The 13838-nt window shown below is 50.4% G+C and carries 9 protein-coding genes and 1 pseudogene; 7 read left to right on the top strand and 3 right to left on the bottom strand.

Features of this window, described 5'->3' with window-relative positions; translation table 11 throughout:
• Positions 1-341 precede the first annotated feature (341 nt).
• Together sstT and C7N83_RS09965 are read right to left on the bottom strand one after the other, a co-directional pair.
• Positions 342-1562 carry a serine/threonine transporter SstT gene (gene sstT / locus C7N83_RS09970; protein ID WP_106742388.1) on the bottom strand — a complete coding sequence of 407 codons (1221 nt, stop codon included), beginning with the start codon at positions 1560-1562 and terminating at the stop codon, positions 342-344.
• Positions 1563-1831: 269 nt separating this feature from the next.
• A pseudogene (locus tag C7N83_RS09965) lies at positions 1832-2216 on the bottom strand (transposase); the annotation flags it as partial.
• 216 nt (positions 2217-2432) lie between these two features.
• On the opposite strand from C7N83_RS09965, the gene C7N83_RS09960 reads away from it, so the two are divergent.
• The 6 genes from C7N83_RS09960 (at position 2433) to C7N83_RS09930 (ending at position 11535) form a co-directional block, all read left to right on the top strand.
• Entirely contained in the window at positions 2433-4280 is a 1848-nt protein-coding gene (locus C7N83_RS09960) for an autotransporter assembly complex protein TamA (protein WP_106742384.1), read from the top strand.
• A gap of 134 nt (positions 4281-4414) precedes the next feature.
• Entirely contained in the window at positions 4415-8584 is a 4170-nt protein-coding gene (locus C7N83_RS09955; RefSeq protein WP_106742389.1) for a translocation/assembly module TamB domain-containing protein, read from the top strand.
• A gap of 210 nt (positions 8585-8794) precedes the next feature.
• Positions 8795-9019 carry a hypothetical protein gene (locus C7N83_RS09950; protein ID WP_170064886.1) on the top strand — a complete coding sequence of 75 codons (225 nt, stop codon included), beginning with the start codon at positions 8795-8797 and terminating at the stop codon, positions 9017-9019.
• Between the two features lie 294 nt (positions 9020-9313).
• Positions 9314-10417: a peptide chain release factor 2 gene (gene prfB, locus C7N83_RS09945; RefSeq protein ID WP_106742381.1), complete on the top strand. Its 1104-nt coding sequence runs from the start codon at positions 9314-9316 to the stop codon at positions 10415-10417.
• Positions 10418-10525: 108 nt separating this feature from the next.
• Positions 10526-11116, top strand: a complete 591-nt coding sequence (locus C7N83_RS09940; protein WP_106742380.1) for a YdcF family protein — start codon at positions 10526-10528, stop codon at positions 11114-11116.
• A gap of 233 nt (positions 11117-11349) precedes the next feature.
• Complete coding sequence (locus tag C7N83_RS09930) at positions 11350-11535, top strand: YdcF family protein (protein WP_106742376.1); 186 nt, start codon at positions 11350-11352, stop codon at positions 11533-11535.
• 22 nt (positions 11536-11557) lie between these two features.
• On the opposite strand, the gene C7N83_RS14855 is transcribed toward C7N83_RS09930, so the two are convergent.
• On the bottom strand, positions 11558-11713 hold the full coding sequence (locus C7N83_RS14855) for a hypothetical protein (RefSeq protein ID WP_211296635.1): 156 nt from the start codon (positions 11711-11713) through the stop codon (positions 11558-11560).
• A gap of 242 nt (positions 11714-11955) precedes the next feature.
• Between C7N83_RS14855 and purB the strand changes: the two genes are divergently transcribed.
• Positions 11956-13326, top strand: coding sequence for an adenylosuccinate lyase (gene purB, locus C7N83_RS09925; RefSeq protein ID WP_106742375.1), 1371 nt, complete (start codon positions 11956-11958; stop codon positions 13324-13326).
• Positions 13327-13838 lie beyond the last annotated feature (512 nt).

The raw sequence follows: 13838 nt of genomic DNA, 5'->3' as shown, positions 1-13838 counted from the left end.
CGCTGCGCCGGTTGCGGACAGGTCTGCCTGCCGTGGGTGTATCCGTATGCGGGCAGCCCGGGGGATGCGGGTTTTGGGGTGGGGAGATACGTGTTACACAGGGGACATTTATATCTTTGCCTGCCGTTTTTACGGCGGTTTTTCACCGGGCTGTTTTGATGGCAAAAAGGACGCTTTTTATAAACATTGGCAAAAAACCGCCAAAAGGCCTGTATGATAAGGTTTCCGGCGGTTTTTATCATCCCTAATATCTAATAGGCTTGTTTTTACTCAATTGATTATTAAAAAGGCCGTCTGAAACAGTATCAGTTTCAGACGGCCTTTGATTCATATTTCTACATTTATTCGCGGTTGCGTCCCATATCGGCTGCAGCGGTAAACAACACGTCGGTTGATGAGTTAAGCGCGGTTTCGGCCGAATCTTGCAACACGCCGATGATGAAGCCGACGGCAACCACCTGCATGGCGACATCATTGGAAATACCGAACAAAGCACATGCCATCGGAATCAGCAGCAGCGAGCCGCCCGCTACGCCGGAAGCACCGCAGGCACCGGCAGTTGCCACCAAGCTCAGCAGCAGCGCGGTCAGGAAATCGATCTGAATACCCAAGGTATGCGCCGCCGCCAATGACAATACGGTGATGGTAATCGCCGCGCCGCCCATATTGATGGTGGCACCCAGCGGAATCGAGATAGAGTAGGTGTCTTCGTGCAGGCCGAGTTTCTTCGCCAAGGCCATGTTTACCGGAATATTGGCTGCAGAAGAGCGGGTGAAGAAGGCGGTCACACCGCTTTCACGCAGACAGGTCAGCACCAGCGGATACGGATTGCGGCGGATTTTCCACCACACAATCAGCGGGTTCACCACCAAAGCGATAAACAGCATACAACCGAGCAATACGGCAAGCAGTTGGGCGTAGCTGGCCAAGGCGTCGAAACCGGTTTCAGCCACAGTAGATGCCACCAAACCGAAAATACCCAAAGGCGCAAATTTAATCACCCATTTCACCACGGTGGAAATCGCGTCGGCTAAATCGGCCACCACTTGACGGGTGGTGGCCGAGTCATGGTTGCGGATGGCAAAGCCCAAGACCAAACCCCAAGCCAGAATGCCGATGTAGTTGGCGTTGGCCACGGCATTCACCGGATTGGCAACCAAGTTCATCAATAAGGTTTTTAATACTTCGACAATGCCGGAAGGCGGCATAGTGGAAATGTCGCTCGCACTCGACAGGATGATATGCGTCGGGAACATCATACTGGCAAGGACAGCTACCAAAGCGGAAACGAATGTACCGATCAAATACAGGCCGATAATCGGTTTGATATAGGCCTCATTGCCTTTACGGTGTTGCGAAATGGCGGATACCACCAGGATAAACACCAAAACCGGTGCCACAGCTTTCAATGCGCCGACAAACAGATTGCCGAGTAAGCCGACGGCCAAACCCGCATTGGGGGCAATCCAGCCGACAATGATACCGAGCACCAAGCCGATGGCGATTTGCTTCACCAAGCTGACGCTGTTGACAGCGTTCAGAAGAGGGTTTTCACTGGACATTATTCATCCTTGTATTAAAAGTATGTTAAGAATAAATTACATTCTAAAATAAAACCTTACCTTCGGTGAGAAATTTGATTCAAGATTCGATAATTTGGCATAAAATTTTATTTTTTTGAAAATTAAAAAATATATAATTAATAATACTCTTATATTAAAATTGGATTGTGATGGAAAATTACATACACCAGCACATTCGATTACTTCATCACAAGTGTTGTCGACAAAGTAAATGGCGTTGCACCAACCGTTTCAAATTTTGCGCACAGTCGATAACAATCGGTATAAACAATACTGTCGGGCTTAACCTGCTCCCGGATAATCGGCTGCAGCGTAGCAGTTTGTTGTGTTGCCAACAGATACGGTATAAATCCTGCCATTGGGCTCTCAAAGTCCGGATACGGCGACTTTTCCTGCCGCGCCGCGTTCGTGCTTTCCTTTACACCTGTCCTAAAATAGCTTTCATCTGCTTTTATATTTATCATCAGACATTTCCGGATGGTTACTGTTTGGATAAATCGGCAATCCCGACCGATGAAAACAGTAGGCGGCAGCATTACGGCAATTTCGGCTGCCGTGCAGGCAGTTGATCCGGCAACGAACAGTTTCACGGGTCCGTTTTGTTTGGTATGTGCTTAATTGACTTTTTCTCATCAGGTAATTTTAAATGATTTGGAATAACCCTGATTGTCTAGGATAACCCCTACATATTATAGTATGGGTGAAAAATTGCTGACGATTTTCGCGCTTGGCCCGGATTCAGGATTTCCCGGCAGCTTAAAGTCCTTCAAGCGTAGGATTCGGCAGTTAAAAGAAGGCATAAATAGTGTTATAATTGCAAATCTCTGAATTTCCGCAATATCTAGCAATATGAACAAGCTGACTCCGCCGATTCTGTTTACTACGCTATCACTGGCCTGCATGCAGGCGTTTGCGACCGATGCGTTTGAGCCCAAGGCGGATGATTACGAGCCTGTGACCGAAACAGAGCGTGTCCAGCCACCCGGTTTGGATACTGAAACGGTCAAACTTAATCCGAAATATCCGGTGAAAATCGAAACCGACAACAGCGAAATCAAGGAAATAGCGGAAACCCATTTGCCACTCATTACCCAGCAGCAAGAAGGGCTGGATAAAGAACAAGTGAGGTTCTTGGCGGAAGAAACGCCGGAAAACGTCAAAACCATGTTACGCACCAAAGGTTATTTCAACAGCCGAACCAGCATTCGCGACGACCGTACCAACGGCGGCTATGTGGTCAATATCCAACCTGGGCCGCGCACTAAAATCGATAATGTCAGCGTGGCGATTGTAGGCGATATCTTATCTGAAGGGGATGTCAGCGAATATTACAAAAACGCCATGCAAAACTGGCAACAGCCGGTGGGTGCCGATTTCGACCAAGATCGCTGGAGCGGCAGCAAAACATCGGTGCTCTCGGCAGTGACGCGCAAAAAATACCCGCTAGCCAAGATAACCAATTCGCAGGCTACAATCGATCCCAACCGCAATGCAGCTGATTTGGCCGTATTGGTAGAGAGTGACCGGCCGATTTATTTCGGCGATTTTCAGATTACCGGCACTAACCGCTATCCGGTCAATGTTGTGTCCGGCATGGCGCGCTTTGAGCCGGGGGATCCTTATGATTTGGATTTACTGCTTGATTTCCAACAGGCATTGGAGCAAAACGGCCACTATTCCGGTGCATCGGTGCAGGCCGATTTTGATAACCTCAACCAAGACCATGTGCCGGTGAAAGTGAATGTGAGCGAAGTCAAGCTGCATAAATTGGAAACCGGTATCCGTTACGACTCGGAATACGGTTTGGGCGGTCGTATCGCTTACGACTACTATAATTTGTTCAACCGCGGCTATATCGGTTCGATCGTGTGGGACATGGACAAATATGAAACCACATTGGCCGCCGGTCTCAGCCAACCGCGTAAAAGTAACGGTAAATACTGGACAACCAACCTTGCCTACAACCGATCGACTACACAAAATCTGGAAAAACACGCGTTAACCAGCGGCGTGTGGTATGTGCGTGACCGCAATAATATTGATGCCCGCGTTGGTTTGGAATTCATCACCGAAGAGCGTAAAATACCCGATACCGCTTACGATTTGGGCCGCAGCCACACCACCATGCTCACGGCTTCATGGAAGCGGCAGGAGATTGAAACCGCACTACGTCCGGAAAACGGCTACTATCTCGACGGTAAAATCGGTGCGAGTTTGGGTAAGGTCTTGTCATCCACCATGATTGCGCGTGCCCATGCCAGAGCCGGTTATTTCTTTACGCCGGAAAACAAAAAAATCGGCACGTTCATCGTGCGTGGACAAGCCGGTTATGTCTATGCCAACGAAGGCGAAGAAGTACCGTCGAGCTTATTGTTCCGTACCGGCGGCGCTTCATCTATCCGCGGTTACGAGCTCGACAACATCGGTTTGGCCGGTCCGAACGGTTCGGTATTGCCGGAACGTGCAATGTTGGTGGGCAGCTTCGAATATCAATATCCGTTCACGAAAAGTTTTTCCGGCGCAGTATTCCACGATGTCGGGGATGCGGCACCGAATTTCAAAAAAATGACCATGAAACACGGTACCGGCTTGGGCGTGCGTTGGTTCAGTCCTGTGGCTCCGTTCTCATTCGATATCGCTTACGGCCATCAGGATAAAAAAGTGCGCTGGCACATCAGTCTGGGTACGCGCTTTTAATGGTTCGGACAGTCTTCAAATTGTCTGAATCAGCCCTACCTTGCGGCAGAATACCAATATGATGTTCATACGGCCTGTATCAAACACATCAAGGCCGTATGAAAATAACCTCTTATTTCCTGTATCGTATCACCATGACCACAGAACAAGCTCCTTCCGCTGCGGTTGACACGCCGCCGCCCTCTTTTGAAACGCCGCCTAAGCACAAATGCCGCTGGCTGCGGGTTTTGTCATGTCTGGGGTTGTGTGTGTTGTTGTGTCTGTTCGGCTTAGCGGGGTGGATTACGGGTACCGAATCCGGCTTGCGCTTCGGTTTGTATAAAATCCCGTCATGGTTCGGCGTCAACATCAGCTCAAAAACGCTGCAAGGCACCTTAATCGACGGCATGCGCGGCGACGAATGGCTGATTGAAACCAAAGGCGCTGACATCAAAATCAGTAAAGTGACGCTGCAATGGGTGCCGTCTGAATTGATCCGCCCGAGTCTTCATATTAAAGAACTGATTCTGGGCGATATCGCCATTGTCACCAAACCGACGCCACCGAAAGAAGACCGGCCTTCCGATAATCTGCCCGATAGCATCGACTTACCGGTAACCGTGTTCATCGATCGTGCCGAAACCGGTAAAATCACCGTCGGTAAAAGCTTTGATGAGCAAACCATTTACATCGAAAAACTCAAAGCCGCCTACCGCTACGACCGCAAAGAACACCGCTTGGATTTGACCGAAGCCAAATCGCCTTGGAGTGAATCGGCCGGCGCGGCGGTTGTGAGTTTGCAAAGCCCGTTTTCTCTCAATACCGCCATTTACACCAAAGGCAAATTGGAAGGCGAAACCATACACGGTACCACCCGTTTTTGGGGCAGTCTGAAAGACGTGAATACGCAAATCCTGCTCGACGGTGAGAATGTGCATTTGCACGCCCATTCTATTCTGCATCCGTTTGCCGGACAGCTCAACGACAGTGTCGGTGAAGTGCATGTCAAAGGCATCAACATCAATCCGGTGGCATTTTTGCCGTCGCTACCCAAGGCCGACCTGACCTTTGATGCCATCCTTGTCCCTTCATTTACCGACGGCGTTGCCTTGGACGGTGCTTTGGACTTGGCCAACGCCCAAGCCAGTTTCGCCGACAACAACGGTATTCCCGTGCGTACGGCCGTGGCTGAATTTACCGTCGATGAACAAGGGGTGGTCAAAATCAACGAAGCGGTTTTCGATTTGCTGCAACAAGGCCGTCTGAAAGCCGCAGGCAGCATCGACACCGTTAAGCAGCAATTGGATTTGGCAGTCGGCGTGGAAAACGTGGCTGCTGCCGATGCTGTGCAACAAAATATTGCAGGCCGTCTGAACGGCAAGATTAATGTGAAAGGCGAAACTGCTTCGCCGGATATTCATTGGTCGCTTGCCAGCGGTTTCGCCCGCACCACCGGCTTGCTTTCCATCCTCACCGACAAGCTCCAAGGCCAGCGCACGATCAAACTTTCAGATGTCGAAATAACGCCGCAAGACAGCGGCAAACTCACTGTCGGAGGCGAGCTTCAGCTATTTAAAAATCAATTGTTTAATCTCGATATTGTGAGTAAAAATTTTAATCCGGCGAAACTGGATAAGCAGCTTCCGGCAGGCAATATCAACGGCATGGTCGCGCTGACCGGCGAGCTGGACAACCAGAAATTCGGCGGCAAAATGCAGTTCGGGCCGAGTATGCTCAACGGCGTGTCGTTGAGCGGTAACGCGGACATTCTTTATGAAAACCAACACCTGCCGCGTGCGCTGACCGACATCAAGCTCGGCACCAACGTTATCAACACCAGAGGCAGCTTCGGTAAAAAAGGTGACCGGCTCAACCTCAACATCAGCGCACCGGATTTGTCGCGCTTCGGTTTCGGCTTGAGCGGTTTACTCAATGCCAAAGGTGATTTGGCAGGTGATCTTTCAGACGGCATCAAAACCTTGGAAACCGATTTAGCCGGTCAGGCGCGTGCCCTGCGTGTGGGCGATTTACTTAATGTGCACCATTTGGATTTCAAACTCAAAGGCTCGCCCGATGTAGCCAAACCGCTCGCCGTCGAAGTGGCCGGAAACCGGATTGTGTTCACAGGCGAAACACCGGCCATGATCGATGCGGTCAACCTGACGGTGAACGGTACCGGTCTGAACCACCGCATCCGTGGCGGCGGCAACATGATTTTGGAAAACAAACAATACAAACTCGACATCGATGCCAACGGCGGACTGAATCAAGCTCTTGATCAATGGAAAGGCATGGTAAACGTGTTCGACATCAGTGGCATGTTCAACCTCAAATTGCAAAACCGTATGAATTTGGAAGCCGGTACAGAACGCGTGGTCATGAGTCCGGCTCGATGGGCGGTAATGGGCGGCACGTTGAATCTGCAAAGCTTTGTGTGGGATAAACAGGCAGGCATCACCACCAAAGGCAGCGCACAAAACCTGCACATGGCCGAACTGCACAATTTCTACCAGCCGCCAGTCAGCCATAATCTGGTGTTGGGCGGAGATTGGGATATGTCGTACAGCGAAAATGCACGCGGTTATTTCAATATCGTACGTCAGGGCGGTGACGTGATTTTGCCGCAAAATAACCAGCCTTTGGGTTTAAGTACCTTGTCCTTACGCACCCGTTTCCAAAACAACCGCATCGATGCCCGGCTGGACGGCAACAGCCGTTTCGGCCGCGTGGATGCTGATATCGGGATTAACCAGCAATTCGGCGGCACTTTGGCCAATGCGCCGCTTACCGGCCATATGAACGCCAATATTGCAGATTTAGCGGCGTTGCGTCCGTTGCTGCCCCCGTCGGCACAAAACCTCAGCGGCAGCTTCAGCGGCTCGGCCAATTTAGGCAGCCGCGTAGCCACGCCGAGTATCGTGTCTAATTTGAAGCTCGACACCAACTACGGTCACAGTGACGGTACAATCAATATCGGTCAGGGCAACAGCTTCGACACCTCGCCGTTAAGCGGTCGGATTAATCTGAATGTGGCCGATTTGGAAGTGTTCCGCAATTTTATTCCGGTCGGACAAACCATCAAAGGCCGTCTGATTAGCTCGGTGAATTTGGGTGGAAGTGTCGGTAATCCGCTGTTTAACGGCACACTCAACGGCAACAATCTCTATTACCGCAATCAAGCGCAAGGTTTGATTTTGGACAACGGCGTATTGCGCTCGCGTCTGCAAGGCCGCCATTGGGTTATCGACAGCCTGAAATTCCACCGTGGCGGCACGGTCGAACTGAAAGGCCGTGTCGAATTGGAAGACATGAATCCCGATGTCGATGTCGATATCATGTTCAACAAATACCGCACGCTTTCCCGCCCGAACCGCCGCTTGGCGTTGAGCGGCAATGCCAAAGTGTTGTATAACGTACAGCGCGGTGTCTCTTTGGTGGGAGCTTTAAAGGCCGATTTCGGCCAATTCGGTTTCCAAGATTCCTCCATGCCGAATTTGGATGACGATGTGGTGGTGTCAGGCGATCCGCCTAAAGAACAAGCTGCCACCACGCCGATTTTCATGGATTTGGATTTGGATTTGAATGACAGTGTGCATTTTGTCGGTGAAGGTTTGAACGTGACCTTAGGCGGTACGTTGAAACTGACCTCCCGTCCGGGCGAGACAATACAGGGCATCGGCGCAGTGAAAGTCATCCAAGGCCGCTACAAAGCCTACGGTCAGGATCTGGACATCACCAAAGGCACCATCTCCTTTGTCGGCCCGCTGGACAATCCAAACCTGAATATCCGCGCCGAGCGTCGTTTGTCGCCGGTGGGTGCGGGCGTGGAAGTATTGGGCAACTTGAGTAATCCGCGCATTACTTTGGTAGCCAATCAAGCTATGAGCGAAAAAGACAAACTGTCGTGGCTGATTCTCAACCGCGCCAGCAGCGGCAGCGACAGCGATGAAGCAGTATTGGCCGCTGCCGCAGGCGCATTTTTAGCCGGACAGCTCAACGACCGTTTGGGTTTGGTGGATGATTTCGGCATGACCAGCAGACGCAGCCGCAACGCTCAAACGGGCGAACTCAATCCGGCCGAGCAAGTCTTGACCGTAGGCAAACAATTGTCGCAACAGCTGTATCTCGGTTACGAATACGGTTTGACCAGCGCAAATCAATCGGTGAAACTGGTTTACCAACTCACCCGTGCGATTCAGGCAATTGCCCGTGTCGGCAGCAAATCATCAGGCGGCGAATTGAAATACACCATCCGTTTCGACCGCTGGCTTAAATCCGGCAAAAAAACCGAACAGGAAAATTTAGAAAAAGAACAACAACCTTAATTGTCAGGCCGTCTGAAATATTGACAGATTTCTTGCCGACGGCTCAGACAGCCTTTTTATTTGCGGCCTTTTTATTTTTTGATTTCATCCGCGAGAACAACGCATGGAACCCATCATCTTAGATGGCATCATGGGGCGCGAGCTTCACTAACGTAGGGCATCGTTCCCCCAATCTGAATAGTGTACCGCTTTGGCCGAAGCCCCGCCATTGTGCGTAAAACCCATGCCGATCATATTCGCGCGGGTACCAAAGTGATTACCGCCAACAACTATGCCGTAGTGCCGTTTCATATTGATAAACAACATTTCGCCCAAAAGCCGAAATTTTGGCCGTTGCCGCAGCAAATTCGTCCGCTGAGCAAAAGCAGCAAACGCGTACAAATTTGCCGTCTCGCTGCCACCTTTGTCCAGTTCTTACCACCCCGATTTGTTTGATTCTGCCGCCGCGCCGGAATTGGCGCGTCTATTAATCAGCAGTTTGAAAACATAACGGTATCTGGCTGGCGGAAACGCAAAGCAGCATTGCCGAAGCCCGGTTTTGGTAATGCTGCCTTCCAGACGACGGCAAGCCGTTTGGAGTGTCGTTCACTTTAGAAGACACGAAGGAACATAAGGCTGTCTGAGAAGTCGGAAAGGTTTCTGAAATCATTCAGACGGCCTGCTCCATGATATAGAAAAAACTACACAAATCCAGTACAATACGCCTAAAATTCTGAAAGCACAAAAATCATGGAAGCTGAAGTTATTAATCAGTTGAACAATACCTTAGATGATTTGGAACAGCGCAGCACCGACATCCGCGTATACATGGATTACCAAGGCAAGAAAGAACGCTTGGAAGAGGTCATCGGCCTGTCGGAAGATCCGGAATTATGGAACGACCCGAAAAAAGCTCAAGAAATCGGTAAAGAACGCAAAATCCTTGAAGGCATCGTGTTGACCCTCGACAATATCGCCAGCGGCATCGACGATAACCGTATGCTGATTGAAATGACGGTTGAAGAAAACGATGAAGAAGGTTTTTCCGCCGTGCAGGAAGAAGTAGCCGAGTTGGAAAAACAAATGGCCGATCTTGAATTCAAACGTATGTTCAACCAGCCGGCTGATCCGAACAATTGCTTTATCGACATTACAGCCGGTGCAGGCGGCACAGAAGCGGAAGACTGGGCAGGCATGCTGCTGCGCATGTATTCGCGTTTTGCCGAACGTCGCGGCTTCAAAGTGGAAATCCTCGAGGAAGACGAGGGTGAAATCGCCGGTATCAACCGCGCCACCATCCGTTTGGAAGGCGAATATGCCTACGGCCTGTTGCGCACTGAAACCGGTGTACACCGCTTGGTGAGATACTCGCCGTTTGACTCCAACAACAAACGGCATACTTCGTTTTCATCGGTGTTTGTATACCCCGAAATTGACGACAGTATCGAGGTTGAAATCAATCCGGCCGATTTGCGCATCGATACCTACCGCGCATCCGGTGCGGGCGGTCAGCACATTAATAAAACCGACTCCGCCGTGCGCATTACCCACGAACCGACCGGCATCGTGGTGCAATGCCAAAATGACCGTTCGCAACACGCCAACAAAGCGGCGGCGATGGACATGCTGAAAGCCAAGCTGTATGACTTGGAAATGCGCAAACGCAACGAAGAAAAACAAGCCTTGGAAGAAGGCAAATCCGATGTGGGCTGGGGCAGCCAAATCCGCTCGTATGTATTGGATTCTTCGCGCATCAAAGACTTGCGCACCGGCTACGAAGCCGGCAACACCAAAGCTGTATTGGATGGTGATTTGGATGGCTTTATCGAAGCCAGCCTGAAACAGGGTGTGTAAAGCGAAAATGAGGTAGAGGCCGTCTGAAATGTTTCAGACGGCCTTTCGGATTGAACTCAATCTGTGTATTGTGCTCCAAATAAGTTTATTCCATCTTTCAATGAAGTTATGCTGAAAAAAATCGCTGTATTTTTAGGGTTGGCCGTGTGGTTGGTTTTATTGGTGTTTGTATGGCTGCTCTGGCAAGACTACCACTATACCAGGCAAACCGTTGATTCTGTCCGGCCTGCGGATAAAGCAGTTATTCTTTCGACTAAAGCTTATGAAAACGGACGTCTGAATCCTTGTTTGGTGGCGCGTGTGCACGCCGGTGTCGAATTGTATCAAGCCGGAAAAGTGAAAACATTGGTGATGAGCGGCGGGATAAACCGCGACCATCAATACGGCTCACGCAATATGCAGGCGATTGCTGAAAAAATGGGCGTACCGTCTTCCGCCATCTTACAGGAAGATCAATCTGTCAATACATTTGAAAATATTGTTTTCAGCCGCCCAAAGATTGAAGACAGTCAAAATGTGGTCATTGTCAGTGCCGGATTTCATCTGCCGCGTGCGCGCCGGATGGCGGAAAAACAATGGTCGCAAAACATTCAGCTTTATGCCGCACCGCATTGTTCCGAGCCTAATGGCGGTTATGCCTATTCCATTACCCGGGAAATTGGCGCAATTATTAAAAATGGCCTTAAAGGACATTATTAATTTTTCCGTCTGTTTCAGACGGCCTTTTTTCCCTTATGAAAATACAGAAAATGTTGCTTTATCTTATCGCGGTCACGCCGGCCCGCCCTCTGTGCCATATACCGCAGCGAATAAAACGCCATACGCCAATCGGGACAGCATCCGCCGCAAAAGCCGATGTGGCGATGATGTTGGGTAATAGGCGCGGCAAGCCCAATCCGTGTTTGCGTAGCCGTGTCGAGACGGAGATATGACTGTATCGTGCAGGCAAGGCGGACTATTTGCCGGTGAGTGGCAGTACTGATGCCGACGGTAGCAAGCAAGCCAAAGCCATGCGTAAAATGGCGGTGAAACTGGGCGTTCCGTCTGAAAAAGTATGGCTGGAAAACCAATCCCAAAACACCCATCAAAACATCAAATTCAACATCTTGCTCTTATAAAGACCAAAACAACACATCATTGTCAGCGACAGCTTTCATTTGCCACGCAGCGTGCGGCTGGTGAGGTACCAAATGGCCGGATAAAAACCTGCAAATCTTTACCGGCCGCAATTGCGGCGATTCGCAGGCCGTGATGTGGCGCAAACGCATCCGAGAAATGTTGGCGTTGGATCATCATTGAGACAGCGTCGTCTGAACATTTCAGACGGCCTTTTCTTACATAAAAACAAACCATCAATCAATCTTCAAAGCCGACCGCATAAGTTCGCCTGTTATCGGGATTTTTACGCAAAATTCGCGTATAATTCCCCCCAATCTTACGGACAACAGCCGTCTGAATCAAAAATCAGTAAATCATCACATTTGAGGTGCCGCCTTTTTTCTATCCGAAATCCACACATTCCCATAGGAAATCCGATCATGATCAACCCCATTGCTGCCCTTTCCCCATTAGACGGCCGTTACGCCAAATCCGTTGAAGCGCTGCGCCCGATTTTCTCTGAATACGGCCTGATGAGAGCCCGTGTCAAAGTCGAGCTGGAATGGCTCAAAGCCTTAGCTGCCGAACCGAAAATCAGCGAAGTGGCGGCATTCAGCGACTTCACCATCAAAGAAATCGACGACGTGATTGCCGGATTTTCGCTTGACGACGCCGCTGCGGTGAAAGCCATTGAAGCCACCACCAACCACGACGTAAAAGCCATCGAATACTGGCTGAAAGAACGTTTTTCCGGGGTACCCGAAGTGGCGGCGGCGAGCGAATTCATCCACTTTGCATGTACCAGCGAAGACATCAACAACCTTTCCCACGCGCTGATGCTGCAAGAAGCCCGCGAAACCGTGTTGCTGCCGAAATTGGACGAAATCATCGCCAAGCTTACCGAGATGGCGCACGAATTGGCCGCCGTGCCGATGATGAGCCACACCCACGGCCAACCGGCTACACCGACCACCGTCGGCAAAGAAACCGCCAATGTGATCTACCGTCTGCAACGCCAAACCGACCAGCTGCAAGCGCAGGAGTTTTTAGGCAAAATCAACGGCGCCGTCGGCAACTACAACGCTCACATGGTGGCTTATCCCGATGTCGATTGGGAAACGCATTGCCGCAACTTTGTCGAAATCAACCTCGGCCTGACTTTCAATCCATACACCATACAAATCGAACCGCACGACTATATGGCCGAATTTTTCCAAACCGTCAGCCGCGCGAACACCATTTTGATCGACTTCAACCGTGACGTATGGGGTTACATTTCACTGGGCTACTTCAAGCAGAAAATCAAAGCCGGTGAAGTGGGCAGTTCAACCATGCCGCACAAAGTCAACCCGATTGACTTTGAAAACTCCGAAGGCAATCTGGGTATGGCCAACGCCGTATTGGGTTTTTTATCAGAAAAACTGCCGGTTTCCCGCTGGCAGCGCGACCTTACCGACAGCACCGTGTTACGTAATATGGGCATAGCCGTGGGCTATACCATATTAGGTTTCGCCGCCCACCTGCGCGGCCTGCACAAATTAGAGCCGAACCCTGCCGCTTTGGCCGCCGATTTGGATGCTACATGGGAACTCTTGGCCGAACCGATTCAAACCGTGATGCGTCGCTACGGTGTAGACAATCCGTATGAAAAACTGAAAGACCTCACCCGTGGCAAAGACGCCATCGCGCCGAACGTGTTGAAAGTGTTCATTGATTCGCTGGCAATCCCAGCCGAAGCGAAAGCCCAATTACTGGCACTGACCCCGGCGTTGTATGTGGGTAAGGCTGAGGAATTGGCCAAACGCATTTGAGTGTTTGCCAGATGATGACAACAGGCCGTCTGAACGAGATGTTCAGACGGCCTGAGATGTCAGAAACAGCTGCGTTGTTTACACAACAGATTGGGCAGTGAAGCCTGTAAAACCCCGAAAAGCATATCACCTTTCAAATCCTTATGCGGCTTAACCGGATGATAAAAATTCACAAAACGGCATAACGCCTTTTGCTGACGTTCCGAATCCTTAAACGCAAACTTATCCTGCCCCATTTCCATTAAGTTGCGGATAACCCGCTCTGCTTGACGTCAGTCTGTGGCCGGGCAATACGGGGAAACCTGTTTTGCACACAGGCAGCCGGAAACGGATGTGCCGCATTGCCCCGATATTTCCATGCCGTGATCTGATGGTATAGGGTCAGCAATCGATTACATCGCGCAAAAGAACCTTTTACAGCACCGGCAGCGGTACGGCCAGGCAAAATGGCGGCATACCGCCCTCTCGAAAAATCATCAATGGCAACAAACAGGCAATCTCTTGGGGCGGTA

It is taken from the genome of Neisseria iguanae (assembly GCF_003013245.1).
GTDB classification, from domain to species: domain Bacteria; phylum Pseudomonadota; class Gammaproteobacteria; order Burkholderiales; family Neisseriaceae; genus Neisseria; species Neisseria iguanae.
The sequence above is the reverse complement of the archived record's forward strand: the minus strand, read 5'-3'. Positions and strand labels throughout refer to the sequence as shown.

Bases quoted from the DNA above. Each gene is read 5' to 3' on its own strand.
- sstT (WP_106742388.1), bottom strand. From the start codon at position 1,562: ATGTCCAGTGAAAACCCTCTTCTGAACGCTGTCAACAGCGTCAGCTTG.
- C7N83_RS09960 (WP_106742384.1), top strand. From the start codon at position 2,433: ATGAACAAGCTGACTCCGCCGATTCTGTTTACTACGCTATCACTGGCC.
- C7N83_RS09955 (WP_106742389.1), top strand. From the start codon at position 4,415: ATGACCACAGAACAAGCTCCTTCCGCTGCGGTTGACACGCCGCCGCCC.
- prfB (WP_106742381.1), top strand. From the start codon at position 9,314: ATGGAAGCTGAAGTTATTAATCAGTTGAACAATACCTTAGATGATTTG.
- C7N83_RS09940 (WP_106742380.1), top strand. From the start codon at position 10,526: ATGCTGAAAAAAATCGCTGTATTTTTAGGGTTGGCCGTGTGGTTGGTT.
- C7N83_RS14855 (WP_211296635.1), bottom strand. From the start codon at position 11,713: ATGATGATCCAACGCCAACATTTCTCGGATGCGTTTGCGCCACATCAC.
- purB (WP_106742375.1), top strand. From the start codon at position 11,956: ATGATCAACCCCATTGCTGCCCTTTCCCCATTAGACGGCCGTTACGCC.